This window comes from Aggregatibacter segnis ATCC 33393 (genome assembly GCF_900476035.1).
GTDB lineage: Bacteria > Pseudomonadota > Gammaproteobacteria > Enterobacterales > Pasteurellaceae > Aggregatibacter > Aggregatibacter segnis.
This window is the reverse complement of the sequence record NZ_LS483443.1, coordinates 330,927-352,818: the sequence shown is the minus strand read 5'-3', so window position 1 is coordinate 352,818 and position 21,892 is coordinate 330,927. Positions and strand designations below refer to the sequence as shown.

Here is a 21,892-nt window from a genome sequence, read left to right as displayed (position 1 = left end):
CAAGAATGATATACTAGCGCGCAATTTTTAGCGAACAAAAGAGACATTTTTATGACAACTCAAGCACTCAGCGTCGTCATTTTGGCGGCCGGCAAAGGCACCCGCATGTATTCCGATTTACCCAAAGTATTACATCCGATTGCGGGAAAACCGATGGTGAAACACGTTATTGACACAGCGAAACAACTTGGCGCGCGCAATATTCATTTGGTTTACGGACACGGTGGCGATTTAATGCAACAGCGTTTGGCGGCTGAACCGGTGAATTGGGTTTTGCAAACAGAACAGCTCGGCACAGGCCATGCCATGCAACAGGCTGCTCCGTTTTTTGCTGATGATGAAAATATTTTGATGGTGTACGGCGATGGACCGATGATCACCCCTGAAACCTTGCAAAAGTTGATTGATGCCAAGCCTGAAAATGGCGTTGCTGTTTTAACGGTGGTATTGGATAACCCAACAGGATATGGCCGAATTTTACGTGAAAACGGTAAAGTCGTTGGTATTGTGGAGCAAAAAGATGCCTCACCGGAACAACGGGAGATTCGGGAGATCAATACGGGGGTTTTAGTTGCTGACGGCGCGAGTTTTAAAAAATGGCTTGCTCAGTTAGACAATAATAATGCGCAAGGCGAGTATTACATTACAGATGTCATTGGTTTAGCAAATCGTGATGGACGCGCTGTTGTTGCAGTACAAGCTGAGGATTTTATGGAAGTTGAAGGTATCAATAACCGTCAACAATTAGCGCGTATGGAACGTTATTTTCAGCGTAAACAAGCGGATAAACTGATGTTGGCAGGCGTGATGTTGTTAGATCCTGAGCGTTTTGATTTGCGTGGCAACTTGACTCACGGTAAGGATGTTGAAATTGATGTTAACGTGATTTTAAACGGCGAAGTGCGGTTGGGAAATCGCGTGAAAATCGGTGCCGGTTGCGTGCTGACAAACTGTGACATCGGCGATGATGTAGAAATTAAACCGTATTCCGTACTGGAAGATGCTATCGTGGGCGCCAATGCGGCTATCGGCCCATTCTCCCGCTTGCGTCCGGGCGCCGAACTGGCAGAAAACACCCATGTCGGCAACTTTGTGGAAATTAAAAAAGCACAAATCGGCAAAGGTTCTAAAGTGAACCACTTAACCTATGTGGGCGATGCGGAAATTGGTCAAAATTGTAATATCGGCGCGGGCGTGATTACCTGTAACTACGATGGTGCCAATAAATTTAAAACCACTATCGGCGATAACGTCTTTGTCGGCTCCGACAGCCAACTTATCGCGCCGGTGACCATTGAAAGCGGTGCGACGATTGGTGCCGGCTCCACTATTCGCCGTAACGTGAAACAAGATGAACTGGTGACCACACGCGTGCCACAAAAACACGTGCAAGGCTGGGAAAGACCGAAGAAGAAATAAGTCGAATTGATTTCACGCTTCAAAGGGCAACAGGCTTGGGCAATGTTGCTCTTTTTTTATAGTATTGGATAAAAAAGTGCGGTTAAAAACGTTGATGTTTCCAACCGCACTTTGCCCTCGGGATGTGACCCATTGCATGGCAGACATTCATCTTCTCATGCACCGCTATTAAAACATTGGCAACCCATTGTTTTAGGCTGTCACCGAAATCCCCAGTAGAGAGTTTGTCGCTCCTTTGACATATCTTTAGTGTACAAAAATGATATTGAAAAACAGGGAAGCAGATCACATTTTTAAACATTAATGCCTAAAAAAACAGCATTAAATGTTAATTTTATCTACATTGCCCCTTTCTTGTTGTACAAAATTTGACGGTCTTATTTAGGGTGTTATACTCCCGCCACCTTAATTACAGAGAATAAAATTATGATCAAAAAAGCAACGTTGACAGGTTTACTGTTATTTGGAATGTTTTTCGGTGCGGGAAATTTGATTTTTCCACCAAGTCTAGGCGCCTTGTCCGGAGAGAATTTTTGGCAAGCGATTAGTGGATTTGTGTTGTCCGGCGTGGGCATTGCCATTCTCACCTTGGTGATTGGTACGCTTAACCCGAAAGGTTATGTGTATGAAATTTCGATAAAAATCGCTCCTTGGTTTGCCACCTTATATTTAGTCGCGCTTTACCTTTCCATCGGGCCGTTCTTTGCGATTCCGCGTACGGCAACGGTGGCCTATGAAGTGGGTGTAGCACCTATGCTGCCTGCATCGTTTAGTGCTACCGGGTTGATTATTTTTACGGTTATTTATTTTATTGCAGCCTATTTGATCGCGTTAAATCCGTCTAAAATTCTCGACAGCATCGGCCGTATTTTGACCCCGATCTTTGCTCTACTTATCGTATTGTTAGTCACATTAGGCTTTTTCCAATACGGTGATACAACGCCATCTTCTGCCCTTGGCGACTATGCGACCTCTGCCTTTGGTACCGGATTCATTGAAGGGTATAACACCCTTGATGCTTTGGCTTCCGTAGCATTTAGCGTGGTGGCGGTACAAACCTTGAAGCAGCTCGGTTTCCGAAATAAACAAGAATATGTTTCTACGGTGTGGCTAGTGAGTCTTGTGGTGGCGTTAGGCTTTAGTCTGCTGTATATCGGTTTGGCGTATTTGGGCAACCATTTCCCTGTGCCTGCGGATGTGATGGCATCTGACACAAACAAAGGCGTGTATATTCTTTCTCAAGCAACACAAGTCATTTTCGGGGCTAATGCGCAAATTTTCTTGGCTGTGATGGTGACCATGACTTGTTTTACCACGACAGCCGGTTTAATTGTTGCCGTTTCCGAGTTTTTCCGTGAGCGTTTCCCTCAGTTGGGTTACAAAACCTATGCTACGCTGTTTACCTTGATTGGGTTCGGTATCGCAAATTTAGGCTTGGGCGCAATTATTCAGTATTCTATTCCGGTGTTGTTGGTGCTCTATCCGATCACGATTGCCATTGTGTTGCTGATTATCGTGAATAAATTTGTTGCGTTATCCAAAATTGGTATGCAACTTACCATTGCGTTGGTGACGGCAATTTCTCTTGCTGGGGTCATTGCAGATCACTATCAATTAGCGTGGTTAACGGATTTCCTTCACCATCTGCCGTTTGCTGAGTACTCGCTTTCTTGGCTTACCCCGGCACTGGTTGGTATCGGTTTATCTCTTGTGTTGCCTCAGCGACAACGTAGTGAAACTTTTGAGATGGAATAATATAGTGACGGCGAATCTAAAAGGTTCGCCGTTTTTTTCTAAAAAACATTTTTAAAACTGACCGCACTTTAGGCTATGACTGAAAGTGCGGTCAGTTTTTTCTGTGTTTTTTATTTTGCTTTTACTGCTGCAAATGTTGGGAAGTGTTCTGTTTGCGCTTCCCAACTGAATTTTTAATGCGGTTAATTTCTCGTCCGCACTCATTGCTGCAGTAACTCTGTGCTATGATAGCGCCATTCAAACTCAATGTTTTGGTATGACAGAAAACGTCTTTTAGATACGATGAAAAGGGGAAAGTAAACACTTTCTAGTAACGTTTATGATGAAAAAGAAAAATCAAATTTTAGTGACATTATCCGTGGTAGCGCTGTTGGGTGGCTGCTCGGAAGATGAAGTGCAACGCGATGTGTACAACAGTCTGGACGATTGCATTGCGGACTGGATTAGACCGGAATTATGCGAACAGGATAAATCTCAAAGCACAAACACGAGTCCTGTGGCAAATAATAATGGCAGTGTGGCGAGTAGCGAAAATAACGCGGTTGCCGGCGACAATAATGCCACGCCAACTACCACAGCCAGTGGTGATGAAGGCCCTTCTATCGGCAGCGCCATTGCCGGTGCGGCGGCAGGTTATATGATCGCCAAAGCCATGAGTGGTTTTCTAGGCCCGAGTTACAATCCAAATAATCGCGCCGTTTCGACACCAACCGGGCAAATTATTCGACCGCAAGGCAACCATTCTGTGGGTAAGCCGGTGTTGGTTAAGGGCGGTGCCGGCAGCGCAAACAGCAAACCTGTTTCACGCGGTGGGTTTAGTAGCAGTAACACCAATAAAAGTGGCGGTGGTTAATCATGAAACGTATCACCGGCATTCCAACCCGTCCCGACATGGTGCAACAGCTGCTTGAGGTGGGCTTTGATTATTACAATCTGCCTTCTACCGATGGCTCGCATTATTGGTCGGACAATGTTGCCTACGAATTTACGTTGGCAGAAATCGACAAAATTGAAGATGCCGCTAACGAATTGCATGCCATGTGCATGGATTTTGTCGCCGATGAAGTAAAACAAGGCGATTACGAACATTATCGCTTTACCGATTTACAAAAAAATCTAATTGAGCAATCTTGGCGTGAAAACGCACCGTACTTATATGGCCGTTTTGATTTCGGTTATGACGGTGACAATCTCAAAATGTTTGAATATAACGCCGATACGCCGACCTCTTTATTGGAAGCCGCGGTGGTGCAATGGCAGTGGTTGGAGCAAGCGGAAGGTTTACCAAATCGTGATCAATTCAACTGGATTCATGAAGAATTGATTACCCGTTTTTCCGTGTTGCAACAGCAAAGCGGCAAAACCGGTTTCCATTTTGCTGCGATGGCGGATGCCGGACGGGAAGATTGGGGCAATTTGGATTATCTTGCGGATGTGGCGTATAACGCCGGTTGGCATATTCACCGCTTGACCATTGAAGACATCGGCTACGATAACGACACGCAACAATTTGTCGATCTCAACAATCAACCCATTGAAGCATTGTTCAAATTGTATCCGTTAGAATGGATGACGACTACTGAATACGCACCGCACATGTTAAACAGTGCAACGCAATTTTTTGAACCGGCATGGAAATTGTTACTGAGCAATAAAGCGCTGCTTGCTAAACTCTGGCAAAAACACCCGAACCATCCGTATTTATTGCCAACCTATTTCAATCGACACGACATTACGGATCGCAATGTTATTTGGGTGAAAAAGCCGTTATTAGGTCGCGAAGGGGCTAACGTGTTTTATTATGAAAAAAGCAACGGCTTGGAATTTGCCGCCAAAGGCAGTGAACATTCAAATTTCTATGCCAATGCAGGCTATATTTATCAGCAGAAATTTGAGTTACCGAATTTTGATGGGATGTATCCGGTCATTGGTTCTTGGGTGGTGGGCGATGTGGCATGCGGCATGGGCTTGCGGGAAGATTTCACCGCCGTCACCGGCAACGACAGCCATTTTATTCCTCATTATTTCGTGGAATAAAATGGCTTAGTTGTGTTTCACATACACATCAAAGCGATGATTCTTCGTTTCGCGTGAAAAGTGCGGTGCTTTTTGCGCGAGAAAATCGGCATAGTCAGGACGTTTCACCACAACGCGCTGACGAGCCAATTGAAGTGCTGGCGTAAGCAGTTCATCGGCGTCTAAATCGGCACCGACCAAATGTTGAAACACACGCATTTCTTTCTTCACCAAGGCGCTTTTGGCTTTGTGTGGGTACATCGGGTCGAGATACACTACATCCGCGAAATCCGTGTCAGGATTCAGTTGATTGATGTGTTGATAAGGCAAAAGTTGCATATTTTGTTGCATCCACGGACCGATTTCTTCGTCAGCATAAGCACGTTGTAAGCCATCTTGTAACAACAAACGTACGACCGGGTGGCGTTCAACCAGTTTCACTTGGCAGCCAAGTGACGCTAATACAAAGGCATCACGCCCTAAGCCTGCCGTCGCGTCAATCACCGTCGGCAAATTATCTTGTTTAATACCTAGCGCTTTTGCCACCGCCTCACCGCGTCCACCGCCAAATTTGCGGCGATGTGCCATGGTGCCGCCGACAAAATCCACAAATACTGCGCCTAATTTTGGCTCGTCTAATTTGCGTAATTCCAAGCGTTCTGTGCCTTCCGCTTCTGTCCATACTAACGCCAACGGGCTATTCGGATCGTGTGTTAAGCCGGCTTCGGCAAAAAGTGTGGTGGATTTTTGCGGTGTTTTGGTTTCGCAGAGCAGTTGGATGTTCATGTTTATCCCTTTCTCACTAACCAAACGCCCGCTTCCATGTGTTCCGTGTAAGGAAACTGATCGAACAAGGCGGCTTTTTCAATGCGATGGGTTTGGCTGAGTGTTTTCAGGTTGTCGCATAGCGTATGCGGATTGCAGGAAATATACAAAATGCGCTCATATTGTTGCACCAGTTTAACGGTCTCCGCATCTAAGCCGGCGCGTGGCGGATCGACGAAAATGGTGTTGCATTCATAGGCTTTCAAATCAATGCCTTTTAGTCGATTAAATTCGCGTACGCCCTGCATGGCTTGGGTAAATTCTTCGGCAGACATACGAATAATTTGTAAATTCTCTACTTCGTTGGCTGCGATGTTAAATTGCGCGGCGGCGACCGAAGGTTTGGCAATTTCTGTGGCCAACACTTTGCGGAAATTTTGCGCCAGCGCGATAGAAAAATTGCCGTTGCCACAATAAAGCTCCAATAAATCCCCGTGACTATTGCGAGTGCAATCTACCGCCCATTCCAACATTTTGCTGTTTACTGCCGCGTTTGGTTGTGTGAAGCTGTTTTCCACTTGGCGATAAATGTAGTCTTTGCCCTGTACCTGTAGGATCTCATCTACATAATCTTGTTCCAGACAAATTTTCTGCTTGCTGGCACGTCCGACAATTTGCACGTTAAAACCTTGCTGTTGGAGTTGTGAACGCAAGGTTTGCGCAGCGGTTTGCCAATTTTCATCCAAGGCTTTGTGATACAACAAACTGACGATAATCTGTTGGCTTTGCGTGCTTAAATAATCGATTTGGAACAGTCTGTGGTGTAATACCATTTGCTGTTTTAACAACGGTAACAATGCCGTCATCATGCGATTAATCAGTTCGCTGGTGATAGGGAAATTATCCACCCGATAACGTTGTTTGCTCTGTTGATCGAACATGATGTGATAGAAATCATCGCCTTCGTGCCAAATTCGAAACTCTGCCCGCATGCGGAAATGCTGCGTTGGCGAGGCGAACACCTGTAAATCAGGTGCATCAAATGGCGATAAAAGTGCGGTCAGTTTTTGTTGCTTTTCTTCGAGCAATTTGGCGTAACGATCAACGGGTAAATTAAGCATAGCATTCATGGAATTGGCGGTCGTAAAAACAAAAGGCTCGGAATCCCAAGCCTTCTGATTGTTGTTTAAGTGATTAGTCTGCCGAGTAGTCGTCCAGATTGTCCACGCCAACCACACCGGATAAGGTGTAAAGGCGTTTGTTGGTGGAGATACGGCTACGATATTTCTGCCAGGTTTTTTCGAAGAAAGTTTCCGCAGCACGTTCACCACGACAGAATGCAACAAAGCTTTTTTCTTCTTTGGTTACCGGCTTACGTTCGCCTGAATCTAATGAGCGGAAGGCTTGTCCGTATTGTTCTAAAGCTTGTGCTTCTTTGATGGTGTAATCACCGTGACGGGCAAAGCCGCGCGGGTAGTTTTTGTCGTCAAAAAAACGACGGGTTACGCTAAAACTCTCAGCCATATAATCCTCTAAAATAGGTATCGAAAATAAAATCGGCAGGCATTAAACCAATTTTTGTTTATTTTTGCAATAAACCTTTTACGGTTTCGACGTATTCGATCACAAAAGTGTTTTCATCATGCGCCAAGCCTTCCATGTTTACACGATATTTACCGTTTACATAGAAATCGGGTACACCACGCACTTGGTATTTTTCCACTAACTGTTGCTGTTTGGAGACTAAACCGTTTACCGCGAAGCTATTGATACCGCCGTCAAATTGTTCGGCAGAGATGCCGTTATCAATAAAGATTTGGCGAATGTCGTTCATCGAACTCAATGTATTGGCTTGTGCTGCTTTAAATAATGGCAGTTTGACTTTTTCTTCCGCTTTAATCGCAATGGCCAACGCCCACGCGCGCGTGAGGTTTTCAGATTGGCGACCTAAAAAATTCACGTGATATTGCTTGAATGGCGTGCCTTCCGGCAGGCTCTCGCTAATTTTTTGTGGAATGTGAAATTGGGTTTCAAAGTGATAACAATGCGGGCAATAAAAAGAGAAAAACTCTAATACTTCCGGTTGTGCACTCTGTTGTTGCCCTTCTACCACCACATATTGTTTACCTTCCGTTAAGTTAGCTGCTTGAACAGAAACAGATAGCGCTGCTGTCAGCGCTAAAAATAACCATTTTTTCATTTGTTATCCTTAATAATCGATTTATTTAATAATACCGCGCGCTTTTAATAACGCGGTTTTAAAGTCTTCTTCGTAATCTTTTTTAATGCCGGGAATTGGCTCGAATTTATCTTTGCCGTCCATTTTTAAGTGGTAAATGATGACTTCATCAGATAGTTCTGCGAGAGGTTTATCAAATCCGGTTTCGTCAGCAATTTTTTGCATAATTTGCATTAATGATAAATCGGGGTCTTTAGACCAGTAAGGTTGTAAAAGTTCCAACACTTCATTCAGGCGATGACATTTCATACGCATTTCCTTATTATTGTGAGATAAACGAGCGGGATCATACTTGAATTAACTTCATAAGAAAACAAAGAAGCATGACAATTTCAATTAGCGCAGTCATTTTAGCCGGTGGGCAAGCAAAACGCATGGGCGGTGTGGATAAAGGCTTGCAGCCCCTGCAGGGAAAACCGTTATTTCAATTTATTTACGATCGCCTGCATTCGCAGGTGGAACATATTTCTGTTAACGCCAATCGCAATCAGGCCATTTATGCTGTCGCCGGATTGCCGGTGTTTGGCGATAATATCGAAGGCTTTCAAGGGCCGTTAAGTGGGATTTTGACCGCGCTGGAACGATCTGAGACAGATTTTGTCTTATTTGTGCCTTGTGATAGCCCCTTCTTCCCGGACAATTTACTGGAAAAATTGAAAAGTGCGGTGGTTTTTCACGGCGTTTCTATTGCGTATGTGCATGATGGTGAGCGTGAACATCCGACCTTCTGTTTAATGGCGCGTAGCTTAAAAGAGAAACTTGCGGCTTATTTGGCTACTGGCGAGCGCAGAATGTTGCAGTTTATGCGCCAAAACGGGGCGGTGAGTGTGGATTTCTCAGAAAATAAGGCAGCGTTTACCAATATCAACACATTGGATGAGTTACTGCAGTTTAACGTGCAATCCTCGTGAGCTATTTATTGCGCACCGTAGAAACAGTATAATGAGCGCCACGCTTGAGTTAGTTTGTTTTCTTCCACCGAAATTCAAGGATTTTTATGATTAAGAAACTTTCCATTCTTTTCCTAGCCTCTTTATTGAGCGCTTGTTCCCTTTCCTCGTATGTGCCTTTCATGGGTGACAAAAAAACGGTCATTGACTTAGACGAAGATAAAATTGACCAAAAATCTTACGCCACCGCGTATGAGGCTACGGTCGCAACCTACCAAGGGCGCGTGCACAGCGATTTTAATGTGAATTCTTTCGCCAGTGGTGCCAATGATTGGTATTTAGGCCGAATTCTTGTGCCTGTTGAACAAATCAAAGAAAAATTGTATAGCCCACAAGGACAGGATTCCGATGTTTATGCCTACTACAGCGGCGTTGTACATGCCTCGGCGTTGCAAAATAATTTTGGCAAACTGAATGCCAAATGCTGGAGTCTTATCGATACGCCGAGCGCGACCCAAGGTATTTATGACGCCATGTTAGATTTGAAAAAAGACAAAGTGCGGTCTGAAAATGACGAATATATCGTGCAAGGTTCCGAGCAATTACTCAAATTGTGTACCGGAAAATAATTTACAAAACTGTCGGTTTTTACCGGCAGTTTTTTGTATTTTTAAAACCAAGCTGAAAGGTTTTTGCAATATTCAGCACCCAATTTATACCCTCGTAGAAACAAGGAGACAGAATGTTTAATTTACCCGAAAGCAACATTCATTTGGCGGCGAGTGCCGATAATAAACAGCAAGCCATTACGCTGGCGGCAAATGCCCTTGAACAGGCTGGTTATGTGGAAGGCGGTTATTTACAAGGCATGTTAGGGCGGGAACAACAAACATCGACCTTTTTAGGGAATGGTATCGCCATTCCGCACGGCACGTTAGAAACCCGTAGTATGGTAAAAAACACCGGTGTGCAGATTTTCCAGTTTCCACAAGGGATTGAATGGGGCGAAGGTAATATCGCCTATGTGGTGATCGGCATTGCGGCCCGTTCTGACGAACATTTGGCACTGCTACGTCAACTGACTCATGTTCTCGGCGATGAAGACACCGCTGCAAGATTAGCCACTCTCACCGATGTGAAAAAATTCCGCGCCATTTTAATGGGCGAAGCGGACGAATTTAATGTGGTTGATGAAAACATTAGCTTAGATGTGGACACCAGCAGTTTGCTCACTTTAATCGCCATTAACGCCGGCAAATTAGAACAACAAAGTGCGGTCAATCATCAGTACGTTTCGGAAGTCATTGCCAATCCGGCATTGCCGTTGGCGCAAGGCCTATGGGTAACCGATGCCGCCGTAGGAAACCAAAAGAATGGGTTGGCGTTCAGTCGCGCAAAACAGGCGTTTAATTTGAATAATAAAATTGTGCATGGCGTGGTAACGGTGGCTTATGCCAACGAGCAAATTGACGAAGCTTTAGCCCGTCTGTTAGATGCCAAGGTACAGCAAATCTTGTTAAACGGCGATAGCGCACAGATTGCTGCAGCATTAAAAGGCAGGGCAATTCCGCAAGCGACGACACAGACGACTTCAACTGCTTCCGCCGCGCCGTCTGTGGCTGCCGGCAGCGTTGTCGGTACCTTTACTATTCGTAATGAACATGGTTTACATGCCCGACCAAGCGCCATTTTGGTTAATGAAGTGAAAAAATTCACCTCTAAGATTACCGTGGAAAATCTTACCCGAGCCAGCGCACCGGTGAGCGCCAAGAGCTTGATAAAAATTGTCGCCTTGGGGGTGACTCAGGGGCATCGTTTACGTTTTGTGGCAGAAGGCGATGATGCACAAGCTGCAGTTGAAGCTATTGGTAAAGTGATTGCGTCAGGGCTTGGCGAAACTATTTCTGCGATACCACCAAGCGAACCGGACACCATTGAAGTGATGGAGAAAGTTGCGTCGGCAATTTCTGCGCCAAGTGGTGAAAGTGCGGTGGAAAATCCGAGTGAATCCGTGGAAGGCATTTTTGAAGTAAAAAATGAACATGGATTGCATGCCCGTCCAGCGGCGATTTTAGTCAGTGAAGTAAAAAAATATAACGCCAATATTGCCGTACAAAATCTCGATCGCGATACGCCGTTGGTCAGCGCAAAAAGTCTGATGAAAGTGGTGGCGTTAGGTGTAGTGAAAGGCCATCGTTTACGTTTTTTGGCCACCGGGGAGCAAGCACAACAAGCTATTGAGGGTATCGGTGCAGCAATTAACGCAGGATTAGGGGAATAATGATGGCAAACGTCGCAACTATCACCTTAAACGCCGCTTATGACTTGGTCGGGCGTTTAAAACGTATCGAATTGGGCGAAGTCAACACCGTGGAAACCCTCGGGCTTTTTCCTGCGGGTAAAGGCATTAACGTAGCGAAAGTGTTAAAAGATTTGGGTATTGACGTCACGGTGGGCGGTTTTCTCGGTGAAGACAACCAAGGAGATTTTGTTGCCTTATTCGACAAACTGGGATTACAAGATAAATTCCAACGCGTGCCGGGCAAAACTCGTATCAACGTGAAAATTACCGAAACCGACGCGGATGTTACCGATTTAAACTTTTTAGGCTATGAAATCAGTGAAAGTGCGTGGCAACAATTTGTGGCGGATTCTCTTGCGTATTGCAAATTCTTCGACATTGTTGCCGTGTGCGGTAGCTTACCGCGAGGCGTGACGCCGGACTTGTTTGCTGATTGGCTAAAACAACTCCATCAGGCAGGCGTAAAAGTGGTGTTGGATAGCAGCCACGCCGCGTTAACCGCAGGTTTAAGCGCACGGCCTTGGTTGGTGAAACCCAACCACCGCGAATTAGAAGCCTGGGTGGGTTATACCTTAAATTCACTGGAAGAAATTGTGTCTGCCGCCAAAAAATTAAAAGCACAGGGCATTGCTCATGTGATTATTTCCATGGGGGCGAATGGTTCTTTATGGTTGAGTGATGAGGCAATTATGCAGGCACAACCACCGAGATGTGAACATGTGGTGAGTACCGTGGGTGCGGGCGATTCTATGGTGGCGGGCTTGATTTACGGTTTAATTAACGACCTTCCGCAAAAAGACACCCTTGCCTTTGCCAGTGCGGTGTCCGCTTTTGCCGTGTCGCAAAGTAACGTGGGCATTTCTGACCGCACTTTGCTTGAACCAATTTTAAACAATGTCAACATTACTGTCATTGAGGGATAATCTTATGCATATTTATTTAACCCCAACCGCCAACTTCGGTCATGCAAAGGCCTTTTTATTGCGTGAAATGCTAAGCAAAGCCGCGCAAGCGCAACATCAAATTGTGGACAGTGCCGAGGCGGCGGATCTGATCATCGTTTTGGGGAATGTTTTACCCAATAATGCTCAATTCAGTGGCAAAAAAGTGTTTTTGGCAAAAATTGACGAACATTTCAACGCACCCGAAAACTTGTTAGACCAGGCTATTCAACAGGCGCAGGATTATGTTCCGCCTGCTGAAAGTGCGGTCGTTTCTAACGGTAAAATGAAAAATATTGTGGCGGTGACTGCTTGCCCGACAGGCGTCGCACATACGTTCATGTCTGCCGAGGCTATCGAAACCTACGCCAAACAACAAGGTTGGCAGGTGAAAGTGGAAACCCGCGGACAAGTGGGGGCGGGCAATGAAATCACGGCAGAAGAAGTGGCTACAGCGGATTTGGTGTTTGTGGCGGCGGATATTGACGTACCGTTGGACAAATTCAAAGGCAAATTAATGTATCGCACCTCCACCGGACTTGCGTTGAAGAAAACCGCGCAAGAATTCGATAAAGCCTTTAAAGACGCCAAAATTTACGAAGGCGGCGCAACATCCGCGGCGAAAGCCGAAGAGCGCGGCGAGAAGAAAGGCGTCTATAAGCACCTAATGACAGGCGTATCGCATATGTTGCCATTGGTGGTGGCAGGCGGTTTGCTTATCGCCATTTCCTTCATGTTCGGTATTGAAGCGTTCAAAGACGAAAACATCGCGGGTGGCTTGCCGAAAGCCTTAATGGATATCGGCGGTGGAGCAGCGTTCCACTTAATGATTGCGGTGTTCGCAGGTTATGTGGCGTTCTCCATCGCCGACCGTCCGGGACTTGCCGTGGGGTTAATCGGCGGGATGTTGGCGACGACCGCAGGCGCGGGGATTTTAGGCGGAATTATCGCCGGCTTCCTTGCGGGTTATGTGGTGAAAGGGCTTAATAATGTGATTAAATTACCACCAAGCCTGATGTCCCTTAAACCGATCTTAATTTTGCCGTTATTGGGGTCTTTCATTGTCGGCTTAGCCATGATTTATCTCATTAACCCGCCTGTTGCGAAAATCATGACGGCGTTGAGTGAATGGCTCAAATCCATGGGCGATGTGAATGCCATGGTGCTTGGCGTGATTATCGGCACCATGATGTGTATCGACATGGGAGGGCCGGTAAACAAAGCGGCTTATACCTTCTCCGTGGGCATGATCGCCTCTCAGGTTTACACCCCAATGGCAGCGGCAATGGCAGCAGGCATGGTGCCGCCAATCGGCATGGCGATTGCCACTTGGTTAGCGCGCAGTAAATTCACTTCCAATCAACGTGATGCGGGTAAAGCCTCTTTCGTGCTTGGCTTCTGTTTTATTTCCGAAGGGGCATTGCCATTTGTGGCGGCAGATCCACTACGCGTGATTATCAGCAGTGTGCTAGGTGGTGCAACTGCGGGGGCGATTTCCATGAGTTTAGGCATTACCTTACAAGCGCCACACGGCGGCTTATTTGTGATTCCGTTCGTCTCCGAACCGCTTATGTACCTTGGCGCCATCGCCATTGGTTCTGTGTTGACCGGCGTAGTTTATGCGATGATTAAACCAAAGGTGGAAGCCTAATCATTCCCCATCGGGGAATTTAAAATCGGCCCCAAGGGGGCTGAAGGATGTGTAACCGTGGGTAATTTATTACCCACGGCAGAACCTAAAAAAACATTTTCAAAATCCACCGCACTTTTACCTCACAAGGAAGATAATATGCCATTTAGTGAAGTTGAAAAACACGACCTTCTGTCGCAAAAAGGCATTGGCCCAACGATCTTAAAACGTTTGATGGAAATGGGGTTGGATGACGTCAAAATATTGGCAGCTACCAGCCCGGATTTCATTCTTCAACGCGGTGCAGAAATCACCGGTTCAACCTGTTGGCGCAACAGCCCACAAGCCCGAAACGCTATTGAAACGGCAGTGAATTGGGCAAAAAGCAAGGTTTAGCCCTAAGATAGTGGCTTACTCTGATGGCGCGCGTCTTCTTATGCGTGCCAACCAGGGTAATGTATTACTCACGGTAGAGTCTCAAAAACGTTTTCAAAACCCACCGCACTTTTTATCCCTAATCCTGCCAATTCCTGCTATGATTTTCGCCGTTCATCAATACATTATTTCCTGAGGACCAATATGAAAAAATACGTTGTTTTAACCGCGCTCTGTTTCGCTTTTACTGCACAAGCCAACGATAGCATGGGGTTTGTGTCCACTGGTGGCGTGGAATACCTCAAAAATGACAATATTGCCATGCAAAAAGAAAATCTGTTTATCAGCCTCGATAAAATTAAGGTGGACTACGAATATCAAAATCTCACCGACAAAGACATTACGGAAACTGTGCTATTCCCATTACCTGAGGTTTCTCTTTATGATTACGGAGACTTTGCGGATACAGCAGGGTTAATTAACACCTTTAAAATCTACGCTAATGGTAAGGAAATTAAACCGCAAGTGCATGTGCGGGCGTTTCTTTATAAAACAGAAAAAGAAGGGACAGAGGAACAAAAATTGGTGCCTCATGATGTGACGGCGATTTTCAGAGATTGTGGTTTAACTGAGGAAGAATTGATGGAACCTTGGTTGCGCAAATCTGCATCGGCAGATAATAAAATTTTGAAGTGTAAAGATCCTCGTTTAGCCAAATTTGAATTGGAAAAATATGAAGGTGAACTGTTTTGGGGCGGGCAAATTATTTATAGTTGGCAGCAAACCTTTAAAGCCTCCGACACGACTTACATCAGCCATGAATATGCCCCTTTGGTCGGTGGTGGCGTGTCTATTTCGTCTATATTAGAACTCGGTGAGGAGACACCGTTTACCGAGCAATATTGTATTGGTCCTGAATTTAAACATGCCATTAGAAAATTAATTCCTGAGGGCGGTGGTTCTTATCGTCAGTTGGGCTATATTTTAAAAACCGGGGCCAACTGGGCAAAACCAATCGCCGATTTCACCTTAACCATCGAGCGACCAAAAGATCAGTTGGTGTCATTTTGCTGGAAAGGCAAAGGAGAAGTGAAGAAAGTCTTGCAAAACGACAAGGTGGTACAATTCCAAGTACAGGAAAAAGATTTCCTGCCACAACAGGATTTAGATGTGTTGTATGCACCGTAAAACAGTGAATGCGGAGTAAAAAGCTGGGCAAATTCATGTTCATGGGGAAAATTGTTCCGTGGTACTGTCTGCTTGTGGTAAATAAAAGGAGCAATCATGCCTCAACTCAATATAGAAAATGCGCAATTTCGACTGCATGAAAAACGTTTGCTAAATCTACCGCACTTTTTTGTCAAGGCTCGGGATTATTGGGTCGTGGTGGGCAGTAACGGCAGCGGAAAAACGGCGTTTTCATTAGCATTACAAGGGGCATTGCCTCTTGAGGCGGGCGAATATCACAGTGATTTTGAACGCATTGGGTTGTTTTCTTTTGAACGGCAACAACAAATTCTGGAACAAACGTTTAAAGATCGTAACAACGATACGGTGAGTCCAGACGATTTCGGCAAAACCGCACGTCAGACCATTTTGAACAGTAGTGATAAGGAAACCTTGTGTGACTCTTATGCGGCGCTGTTGCATATTACGTCGTTGTTGGATCGTCCGTTTATGTTGCTTTCTACCGGCGAGAGCCGCAAAGTGTTGTTGGCGCAGGCATTGGTTTCCGAACCGCAATTATTAATTTTAGATGAGCCTTTTGAAGGGCTAGATCAACAGTCTGTGTCGGATTGGCAACAATTGCTACAACAGCTCAATGAAAAAATGGCGTTGGTGTTGATCGTCAATCGCTTTTCCGACATTCCTTCTGCCGCTGATCATGTGGCGTTGTTAGATCACAACCAGTTAATTTTGCAGGGAGGGCGGACGGAGGTTGAGCAACAAAGTCTATTTCAACAAGTACAATATGCGGAACAAAACGTTGATGTGCCGTTGCCGGAAAGTGCTGTATCGCCGATTAAATTACCGCCGAATCAATCCCCTTTTGAACTGAAAAACGTTACTGTTCAATATGGTGAGAATGTCATTTTAAATCGGCTTGATTGGACAGTGGCGCCTGAGCAAAATTGGTGGATTAAAGGGCAGAATGGTGCGGGAAAATCTACGCTATTGTCGCTTATTTGCGGCGATCATCCGCAATCTTATGCTAATCATGTGGTTTTATTCGGTAAACAGCGGGGAAGTGGCGAAACCATTTGGGAGATTAAACGCAACATCGGTTATGTCAGCAGTCAGTTACACATGGATTATCGGGTCAACTGTTCTGCGTTAGAGGTGATTCTTTCGGGCTTTTTTGACAGCATCGGCGTATACCAAAGCGTTCCCGGCGCACTGCGGATCAAGGCGATGCAATGGCTTACGCGCTTGAATATGGAGGCGTTGGCAAATCGTCCGTTTCGTTCCCTTTCTTGGGGACAACAGCGCCTGTTGTTGATTACCCGCGCGATGGTGAAACACCCGCCCATATTGATTTTAGATGAACCGTTGCAAGGCCTCGACGGCATGAATCGCAAACTGGTAAAGCACTTTATCGAACAACTGGTGAACAATAGTCAAACCCAACTACTCTTCGTGTCCCACCAAGATCAGGACGCGCCGAATTGCATTACGCATGTGTTTGAATTTATCCCGCAAGGCGATGGATACGTTTATAAACAAAGTGCGGTGTGATTTTTAATTATTTTGACGAAGAACAACTATGGATATCGCATTCATTCTCGGCACGAAAATCGTTGAACTGACCCTTATTGTGTTGATGGGCTATGGGTTGGTGAAAAGCAAATTGCTTAAATCGGAAGACAGTAAGCCGCTGTCTATTATCGGGTTATATATCATCAGTCCCGCCGTGATGATTGAAGCTTTTCAGATTTCGTATACGCCGGAAATTCTAGAGGGATTAATGCTGTCTTTTGGGATGGCGGTGTTTTTACATGGCATGCTGGTGATTATCGGTACGGTGTTAAAGAGAACGCTGAAATTGGATCCTATCGAGCATGCGGCATCGATTTATGCTAATTCAGGTAATTTGATTATTCCGTTGGTGATGGGATTGTTCGGTAAAGAATGGGTGGTTTACGCCAGTTGTTTTATTATCGTGCAAACGTTCATGTTTTGGACGCACTGTCGTCTGATTATTGCCGGAAAGGGCAATTTAACGCTGAAAACGGTGCTAAAAAATATCAACATTTGGTCGATCATGATGGGTTTAGTGATGTTTGCCTTACAAATTAAACTGCCTGATACCATCAATGGTACGTTGTCTTCCGTCGGGATGTTTATTGGTCCGAATGCGATGTTGATTGCCGGCATGCTGATTGCTTCTATTCCACTGCGGGATCTTTTCTCCTCTAAACGTATTTATTTGGTGACGTTTCTGCGTTTGTTAGTGATTCCGCTGTTTTTAATGGTTGTCGTTAAACTTTGCGGCTTTTCAGGTTGGGTACAAAACGGTGAAACGATCGCTTTGATTAGTTTCCTTGCGACAACGAGCCCAGCGGCTTCGACGGTCACGCAAATGGCGTTAATTTTTGGGAATAATCCGCAAAAAGCCAGTGCCATTTATGGGGTCACCACCCTCCTTTGCATGTTTAGCATGCCCTTCATTATTGCACTGTATCAGTTGTGGTAAAAAGTGCGGTGGATTTTGAGAATGTTTAGAAACACGCTGAAAAACGACCGCACTTGTGTAAATGCATAATTTTTAATTGTGAAACTGGAAAATTAGCTGCTATAATCCTGCGTTCGAAAAAGGATCCCTGTTTTTTAAAGTTACATAATGGATAAATTTTTATGGCATTAGAGATTGAGAAAAAGAAAAATGAATCTGAGGCTTCCGTTGAAAAGTCTAAAGGATTAAACATTTTTTTATGGTTGTTAACCGTTGCAATCATTGCGGCGAGTGCATTTGGTAATATCTATTTCCAAGATCAATATTCCACCCCAATTCGCGTTGTTGCGGTTATCGTGTTGTTGTTGATCTCTTTAGGGGTTGCAGCGACAACCAATCAAGGCAGAAAAGCCCTTGGTTTCTTTCAAGATGCCCGTACTGAATTACGTCGAATTGTTTGGCCAAGCCGTCCGGAAGCAACGCAAACAACTTTTATCGTTGTTGGTGTGACCGTATTTGTGTCTTTAATCCTTTGGGGCTTGGATTCAATCATCGTTAGCATCATTACCTTCTTAACCGACTGGAGATTCTAAAATGACCGAAACCGCAAATAAAAAACGTTGGTATGTGTTGCAAGCGTTCTCCGGTTTTGAAGCGCGCGTAGCGACCACATTGCGTGAATACATCAAACTTCACAATATGGAAGAACAGTTCGGTGAAGTGTTAGTGCCGACAGAAGAAGTTGTCGAAAATGTGGCGGGTAAACGTCGCAAAAGTGAACGTAAATATTTCCCAGGTTATGTATTAGTACAAATGGAAATGAACGATGACACTTGGCACTTGGTGCGTAGCGTACCACGCGTGATGGGTTTCATTGGTGGCACACCGGACAAACCGGCGCCAATTAGCAATCGTGAAGCGGATATCATTTTAAATCGCTTGGAACAAAATAGCGATAAACCGAAACCAAGAACGACTTTCCAACCTGGGGAAGAAGTACGAGTAACCGAAGGTCCATTTATGGATTTCAATGGTACAGTAGAAGAAATCGACTACGAAAAAGGCCGCTTGAAAGTGTCTGTGTCTATTTTTGGTCGTGCTACGCCGGTTGAACTTGAGTTCGGACAAGTAGAAAAGAATAACTAGTAAAATGGTTGAATTTTCCACCGCACTTTTTTAAGTGCGGTGCATTTTTTCGACGTTTTACTTGAAAAACCGGTTGCGTTTGATTAGAATGCAGCCCTTTTTAACAACAGGGGAGCTAGCAATAGCGTTATCACCCATTTAGAGGAAACTAAAATGGCAAAAAAAGTCCAAGCCTACGTTAAGTTGCAAGTTGCAGCTGGTATGGCAAACCCATCACCACCGGTTGGTCCTGCGTTAGGTCAACAAGGTGTAAACATCATGGAATTCTGTAAAGCATTCAACGCTCGTACTGAGAGCTTAGAAAAAGGTTTACCAATTCCGGTTGTTATCACCGTTTATGCAGACCGTTCATTCACTTTCGTGACTAAAACTCCACCGGCAGCAGTATTGTTGAAAAAAGCAGCTGGTGTGAAATCTGGTTCTGCTAAACCGAACAAAGATAAAGTAGGTAAAGTGACTTTAGAACAAGTTCGTCAAATCGCTGAAACTAAAGCAGCGGATATGACTGGTGCGACTATCGAAGACAAAATGCAATCAATCGCTGGTACTGCTCGTTCAATGGGCTTAGTGGTAGAGGAGTAATACGATGGCTAAATTGACTAAAAAAATGAAAGCAATCAAAGCTGGCGTAGATTCTACTAAAGCATACGAAATCAACGAAGCAATCGCAGTATTGAAACAATTCGCAACGGCTAAATTCGTTGAAAGTGTTGATGTTGCAGTAAACTTGGGTATCGACCCTCGTAAATCTGACCAAAACGTTCGTGGTGCAACAGTATTACCACACGGTACTGGTCGTGAAGTTCGTGTTGCTGTGTTCACCCAAGGTGCAAACGCAGAAGCAGCTAAAGAAGCTGGTGCTGATTTAGTAGGTATGGAAGACTTAGCAGAGCAAGTTAAGAAAGGCGAAATGAACTTTGACGTTGTTATCGCTTCTCCTGATGCAATGCGTGTTGTTGGTCAATTAGGTCAAGTATTAGGCCCACGTGGTTTAATGCCAAACCCGAAAGTGGGTACTGTCACACCAAACGTTGCTGAAGCAGTGAAAAATGCTAAATCCGGTCAGATCCGTTATCGCAACGATAAAAACGGTATCATCCACACTACTATCGGTAAAGCAAACTTCTCTGAAGTACAATTGAAAGAAAACCTTCAAGCGTTGTTAGCCGCTTTAACTAAAGCGAAACCTGCAACATCTAAAGGTATCTTCATTAAGAAAGTAAGTCTTTCTACTACAATGGGTGCCGGTGTAGCAATCGATCAAGCTTCACTGTAATCCGTAGAAATACGATGAAATATGACCGCACTTTTACAAGTGCGGTTATTTTTTTCGACATTTATCGTTGTCGAATTGGTGATTTTTTATCATCAGGCATTTACAAATGTTATTTCGATCGTTATAATCTGCGTCCTTTTAGACCGTATTTTATTTGCGGTTTAGCATTTCTGGTTGGTGCTTGACCTCATTCAAGCCCCGTCCAAGACCGTAGGGGAGCAATCTTAATCATCCTACGTAGATGGTGAACAGAATAAGAATTTTCTTGCTTCTGTGCACCGAATTCGTCCTAATAGTCGTTTTATTAGGTATTTAAATTCCGAGCAATCGGAGTGTATTCAGGAGCTAACAGCCAATGGCATTAAATCTTCAAGACAAACAAGCAATTGTTGCCGAAGTAAATGAAGCAGCCAAAGGTGCCCTTTCTGCTGTGATCGCGGATTCCCGTGGTGTGACAGTAGACAAAATGACCGAATTGCGTAAATCTGCACGTGAAGCCGGTGTTTCTATGCGCGTTGTTCGTAATACTTTATTACGTCGTGCGGTAGAAGGTACTGAATTCGAGTGTTTGAAAGACACATTTACCGGTCCAACACTTATCGCATTCTCTACTGAACATCCAGGTGCTGCAGCACGTTTGTTCAAAGAATTTGCGAAAGCAAACGATAAGTTTGAACTTAAAGGTGCAGCCTTTGAAGGTAAGATCCAAGATGTTGAATTCTTAGCAACATTACCGACTTACGACGAAGCAATTGCACGTTTAATGGGCACAATGAAAGAAGCTGCGGCAGGCAAACTTGTTCGCACTTTTGCGGCATTACGCGACAAATTACAAGAAGCGGCTTAATCAAGCGTTTCTTCATCCAATTAACTTTATTTACTTTAGGAATTGATTGTTATGTCATTAACTAACGAACAAATCATTGAAGCGATTGCTTCTAAATCTGTAACTGAAATCGTTGAATTAATCGCAGCGATGGAAGAAAAATTCGGTGTTTCCGCAGCGGCAGCAGTAGCAGCAGCTCCAGCAGGTGGTGCAGCAGCAGCGGCAGAAGAAAAAACTGAATTCGACGTAGTTCTTGCTGAAGCTGGTGCTAACAAAGTAGCAGTAATCAAAGCAGTACGTGGTGCAACCGGTTTAGGCTTGAAAGAAGCTAAAGACTTAGTTGAATCTGCACCGGCTGTATTGAAAGAAGGCATTGCTAAAGCAGAAGCAGAAGCACTTAAGAAAGAATTAGAAGAAGCTGGCGCGAAAGTAGAAATCAAATAATTTTGATTTTATTTCGTCCTGTTTCTCAGGCTAAATGGCTGGTGGGTGACCATCAGCCATTTTGTGCTATCAAAAACAGAAGTAAATTTGCCGTTTGATTACTTTTGTTTCCTCAAGTTAAACAAAGCATTTTAATTTGAGCTACCCACTCAAGAAGTAAGGTTCATAGTGCGGTCATCTAAAAACGGTATCTAA

Annotated in this window: 25 protein-coding genes; 19 read left to right on the top strand and 6 right to left on the bottom strand. The window is 44.7% G+C overall.

Annotation, left to right across the window (positions count from 1 at the left end; translation table 11 throughout):
- Positions 1-51: 51 nt before the first annotated feature.
- Positions 52-1,419, top strand: coding sequence for a bifunctional UDP-N-acetylglucosamine diphosphorylase/glucosamine-1-phosphate N-acetyltransferase GlmU (gene glmU / locus DQN58_RS01750; protein ID WP_006719730.1), 1,368 nt, complete (start codon positions 52-54; stop codon positions 1,417-1,419).
- Between the two features lie 12 nt (positions 1,420-1,431).
- Here the strand turns inward: glmU and DQN58_RS09980 are convergent, their stop codons facing one another.
- A complete protein-coding gene (locus DQN58_RS09980; protein ID WP_269148704.1) occupies positions 1,432-1,566 on the bottom strand; it encodes a hypothetical protein in 135 nt (44 codons plus the stop codon).
- Positions 1,567-1,845: 279 nt separating this feature from the next.
- Here DQN58_RS09980 and brnQ point away from each other — a divergent pair, with 279 nt between their 5' ends.
- The 3 genes from brnQ (at position 1,846) to DQN58_RS01735 (ending at position 5,211) form a co-directional block, all read left to right on the top strand.
- Positions 1,846-3,174 carry a branched-chain amino acid transport system II carrier protein gene (gene brnQ, locus DQN58_RS01745; RefSeq protein ID WP_006719726.1) on the top strand — a complete coding sequence of 443 codons (1,329 nt, stop codon included), beginning with the start codon at positions 1,846-1,848 and terminating at the stop codon, positions 3,172-3,174.
- A 322-nt stretch (positions 3,175-3,496) separates the two neighbouring features.
- The gene (locus DQN58_RS01740; protein ID WP_032998214.1) at positions 3,497-4,027 is read left to right on the top strand and encodes a DUF1190 domain-containing protein; all 531 of its coding nucleotides are present in this window, start codon (positions 3,497-3,499) and stop codon (positions 4,025-4,027) included.
- Between the two features lie 2 nt (positions 4,028-4,029).
- Positions 4,030-5,211 (top strand): glutathionylspermidine synthase family protein, encoded by a 1,182-nt coding sequence (locus tag DQN58_RS01735; protein WP_006719721.1) that lies wholly within the window; start codon positions 4,030-4,032, stop codon positions 5,209-5,211.
- 6 nt (positions 5,212-5,217) lie between these two features.
- Here the strand turns inward: DQN58_RS01735 and DQN58_RS01730 are convergent, their stop codons facing one another.
- The 5 genes from DQN58_RS01730 to DQN58_RS01710 all read right to left on the bottom strand — a co-directional run bounded on the left by DQN58_RS01730 (position 5,218) and on the right by DQN58_RS01710 (position 8,443).
- A complete protein-coding gene (locus tag DQN58_RS01730) occupies positions 5,218-5,976 on the bottom strand; it encodes a class I SAM-dependent methyltransferase (protein ID WP_006719719.1) in 759 nt (252 codons plus the stop codon).
- A 2-nt stretch (positions 5,977-5,978) separates the two neighbouring features.
- The gene (gene trmA / locus DQN58_RS01725; RefSeq protein WP_032998212.1) at positions 5,979-7,076 is read right to left on the bottom strand and encodes a tRNA (uridine(54)-C5)-methyltransferase TrmA; all 1,098 of its coding nucleotides are present in this window, start codon (positions 7,074-7,076) and stop codon (positions 5,979-5,981) included.
- 73 nt (positions 7,077-7,149) lie between these two features.
- Positions 7,150-7,479, bottom strand: coding sequence for a DUF413 domain-containing protein (locus DQN58_RS01720; RefSeq protein WP_006719716.1), 330 nt, complete (start codon positions 7,477-7,479; stop codon positions 7,150-7,152).
- Between the two features lie 58 nt (positions 7,480-7,537).
- A complete protein-coding gene (gene dsbA, locus DQN58_RS01715; protein ID WP_006719714.1) occupies positions 7,538-8,155 on the bottom strand; it encodes a thiol:disulfide interchange protein DsbA in 618 nt (205 codons plus the stop codon).
- Positions 8,156-8,176: 21 nt separating this feature from the next.
- The gene (locus tag DQN58_RS01710) at positions 8,177-8,443 is read right to left on the bottom strand and encodes a YihD family protein (RefSeq protein WP_032998027.1); all 267 of its coding nucleotides are present in this window, start codon (positions 8,441-8,443) and stop codon (positions 8,177-8,179) included.
- A gap of 74 nt (positions 8,444-8,517) precedes the next feature.
- Between DQN58_RS01710 and mobA the strand changes: the two genes are divergently transcribed.
- From mobA to rplL, 15 genes are all read left to right on the top strand, one after another.
- On the top strand, positions 8,518-9,105 hold the full coding sequence (mobA, locus tag DQN58_RS01705) for a molybdenum cofactor guanylyltransferase MobA (protein ID WP_006719710.1): 588 nt from the start codon (positions 8,518-8,520) through the stop codon (positions 9,103-9,105).
- A gap of 86 nt (positions 9,106-9,191) precedes the next feature.
- Complete coding sequence (locus tag DQN58_RS01700) at positions 9,192-9,713, top strand: hypothetical protein (protein ID WP_006719709.1); 522 nt, start codon at positions 9,192-9,194, stop codon at positions 9,711-9,713.
- Between the two features lie 113 nt (positions 9,714-9,826).
- On the top strand, positions 9,827-11,365 hold the full coding sequence (gene fruB / locus DQN58_RS01695) for a fused PTS fructose transporter subunit IIA/HPr protein (protein ID WP_006719706.1): 1,539 nt from the start codon (positions 9,827-9,829) through the stop codon (positions 11,363-11,365).
- A gap of 2 nt (positions 11,366-11,367) precedes the next feature.
- On the top strand, positions 11,368-12,309 hold the full coding sequence (gene fruK, locus DQN58_RS01690) for a 1-phosphofructokinase (protein WP_032998025.1): 942 nt from the start codon (positions 11,368-11,370) through the stop codon (positions 12,307-12,309).
- 4 nt (positions 12,310-12,313) lie between these two features.
- Positions 12,314-13,978, top strand: coding sequence for a fructose-specific PTS transporter subunit EIIC (locus tag DQN58_RS01685; RefSeq protein ID WP_006719702.1), 1,665 nt, complete (start codon positions 12,314-12,316; stop codon positions 13,976-13,978).
- A gap of 138 nt (positions 13,979-14,116) precedes the next feature.
- Positions 14,117-14,353: a recombinase RecA gene (locus tag DQN58_RS01680; protein ID WP_032998210.1), complete on the top strand. Its 237-nt coding sequence runs from the start codon at positions 14,117-14,119 to the stop codon at positions 14,351-14,353.
- A 183-nt stretch (positions 14,354-14,536) separates the two neighbouring features.
- Complete coding sequence (locus DQN58_RS01675; RefSeq protein WP_006719694.1) at positions 14,537-15,520, top strand: DUF4424 family protein; 984 nt, start codon at positions 14,537-14,539, stop codon at positions 15,518-15,520.
- A gap of 96 nt (positions 15,521-15,616) precedes the next feature.
- A complete protein-coding gene (gene modF, locus DQN58_RS01670; RefSeq protein ID WP_006719691.1) occupies positions 15,617-17,068 on the top strand; it encodes a molybdate ABC transporter ATP-binding protein ModF in 1,452 nt (483 codons plus the stop codon).
- 28 nt (positions 17,069-17,096) lie between these two features.
- Positions 17,097-18,026 carry an AEC family transporter gene (locus tag DQN58_RS01665; RefSeq protein WP_006719689.1) on the top strand — a complete coding sequence of 310 codons (930 nt, stop codon included), beginning with the start codon at positions 17,097-17,099 and terminating at the stop codon, positions 18,024-18,026.
- Positions 18,027-18,187: 161 nt separating this feature from the next.
- Complete coding sequence (secE, locus tag DQN58_RS01660) at positions 18,188-18,598, top strand: preprotein translocase subunit SecE (protein ID WP_006719687.1); 411 nt, start codon at positions 18,188-18,190, stop codon at positions 18,596-18,598.
- Position 18,599: 1 nt separating this feature from the next.
- Entirely contained in the window at positions 18,600-19,151 is a 552-nt protein-coding gene (gene nusG, locus DQN58_RS01655; RefSeq protein ID WP_006719685.1) for a transcription termination/antitermination protein NusG, read from the top strand.
- A 153-nt stretch (positions 19,152-19,304) separates the two neighbouring features.
- Positions 19,305-19,733: a 50S ribosomal protein L11 gene (gene rplK / locus DQN58_RS01650; protein WP_006719683.1), complete on the top strand. Its 429-nt coding sequence runs from the start codon at positions 19,305-19,307 to the stop codon at positions 19,731-19,733.
- Between the two features lie 4 nt (positions 19,734-19,737).
- Entirely contained in the window at positions 19,738-20,427 is a 690-nt protein-coding gene (rplA, locus tag DQN58_RS01645) for a 50S ribosomal protein L1 (RefSeq protein ID WP_006719681.1), read from the top strand.
- Between the two features lie 355 nt (positions 20,428-20,782).
- A complete protein-coding gene (gene rplJ, locus DQN58_RS01640) occupies positions 20,783-21,274 on the top strand; it encodes a 50S ribosomal protein L10 (RefSeq protein ID WP_005703558.1) in 492 nt (163 codons plus the stop codon).
- A gap of 51 nt (positions 21,275-21,325) precedes the next feature.
- Positions 21,326-21,697 carry a 50S ribosomal protein L7/L12 gene (gene rplL / locus DQN58_RS01635; protein WP_005558353.1) on the top strand — a complete coding sequence of 124 codons (372 nt, stop codon included), beginning with the start codon at positions 21,326-21,328 and terminating at the stop codon, positions 21,695-21,697.
- The last annotated feature ends 195 nt before the right edge of the window (positions 21,698-21,892 follow it).

Excerpts from the sequence above, each read along its gene's own strand:
- glmU (WP_006719730.1), top strand. The coding sequence starts at position 52 with ATGACAACTCAAGCACTCAGCGTCGTCATTTTGGCGGCCGGCAAAGGC.
- DQN58_RS09980 (WP_269148704.1), bottom strand. The coding sequence starts at position 1,566 with ATGTCTGCCATGCAATGGGTCACATCCCGAGGGCAAAGTGCGGTTGGA.
- brnQ (WP_006719726.1), top strand. The coding sequence starts at position 1,846 with ATGATCAAAAAAGCAACGTTGACAGGTTTACTGTTATTTGGAATGTTT.
- DQN58_RS01740 (WP_032998214.1), top strand. The coding sequence starts at position 3,497 with ATGAAAAAGAAAAATCAAATTTTAGTGACATTATCCGTGGTAGCGCTG.
- DQN58_RS01735 (WP_006719721.1), top strand. The coding sequence starts at position 4,030 with ATGAAACGTATCACCGGCATTCCAACCCGTCCCGACATGGTGCAACAG.
- DQN58_RS01730 (WP_006719719.1), bottom strand. The coding sequence starts at position 5,976 with ATGAACATCCAACTGCTCTGCGAAACCAAAACACCGCAAAAATCCACC.
- trmA (WP_032998212.1), bottom strand. The coding sequence starts at position 7,076 with ATGCTTAATTTACCCGTTGATCGTTACGCCAAATTGCTCGAAGAAAAG.
- DQN58_RS01720 (WP_006719716.1), bottom strand. The coding sequence starts at position 7,479 with ATGGCTGAGAGTTTTAGCGTAACCCGTCGTTTTTTTGACGACAAAAAC.
- dsbA (WP_006719714.1), bottom strand. The coding sequence starts at position 8,155 with ATGAAAAAATGGTTATTTTTAGCGCTGACAGCAGCGCTATCTGTTTCT.
- DQN58_RS01710 (WP_032998027.1), bottom strand. The coding sequence starts at position 8,443 with ATGAAATGTCATCGCCTGAATGAAGTGTTGGAACTTTTACAACCTTAC.
- mobA (WP_006719710.1), top strand. The coding sequence starts at position 8,518 with ATGACAATTTCAATTAGCGCAGTCATTTTAGCCGGTGGGCAAGCAAAA.
- DQN58_RS01700 (WP_006719709.1), top strand. The coding sequence starts at position 9,192 with ATGATTAAGAAACTTTCCATTCTTTTCCTAGCCTCTTTATTGAGCGCT.
- fruB (WP_006719706.1), top strand. The coding sequence starts at position 9,827 with ATGTTTAATTTACCCGAAAGCAACATTCATTTGGCGGCGAGTGCCGAT.
- fruK (WP_032998025.1), top strand. The coding sequence starts at position 11,368 with ATGGCAAACGTCGCAACTATCACCTTAAACGCCGCTTATGACTTGGTC.
- DQN58_RS01685 (WP_006719702.1), top strand. The coding sequence starts at position 12,314 with ATGCATATTTATTTAACCCCAACCGCCAACTTCGGTCATGCAAAGGCC.
- DQN58_RS01680 (WP_032998210.1), top strand. The coding sequence starts at position 14,117 with ATGCCATTTAGTGAAGTTGAAAAACACGACCTTCTGTCGCAAAAAGGC.
- DQN58_RS01675 (WP_006719694.1), top strand. The coding sequence starts at position 14,537 with ATGAAAAAATACGTTGTTTTAACCGCGCTCTGTTTCGCTTTTACTGCA.
- modF (WP_006719691.1), top strand. The coding sequence starts at position 15,617 with ATGCCTCAACTCAATATAGAAAATGCGCAATTTCGACTGCATGAAAAA.
- DQN58_RS01665 (WP_006719689.1), top strand. The coding sequence starts at position 17,097 with ATGGATATCGCATTCATTCTCGGCACGAAAATCGTTGAACTGACCCTT.
- secE (WP_006719687.1), top strand. The coding sequence starts at position 18,188 with ATGGCATTAGAGATTGAGAAAAAGAAAAATGAATCTGAGGCTTCCGTT.
- nusG (WP_006719685.1), top strand. The coding sequence starts at position 18,600 with ATGACCGAAACCGCAAATAAAAAACGTTGGTATGTGTTGCAAGCGTTC.
- rplK (WP_006719683.1), top strand. The coding sequence starts at position 19,305 with ATGGCAAAAAAAGTCCAAGCCTACGTTAAGTTGCAAGTTGCAGCTGGT.
- rplA (WP_006719681.1), top strand. The coding sequence starts at position 19,738 with ATGGCTAAATTGACTAAAAAAATGAAAGCAATCAAAGCTGGCGTAGAT.
- rplJ (WP_005703558.1), top strand. The coding sequence starts at position 20,783 with ATGGCATTAAATCTTCAAGACAAACAAGCAATTGTTGCCGAAGTAAAT.
- rplL (WP_005558353.1), top strand. The coding sequence starts at position 21,326 with ATGTCATTAACTAACGAACAAATCATTGAAGCGATTGCTTCTAAATCT.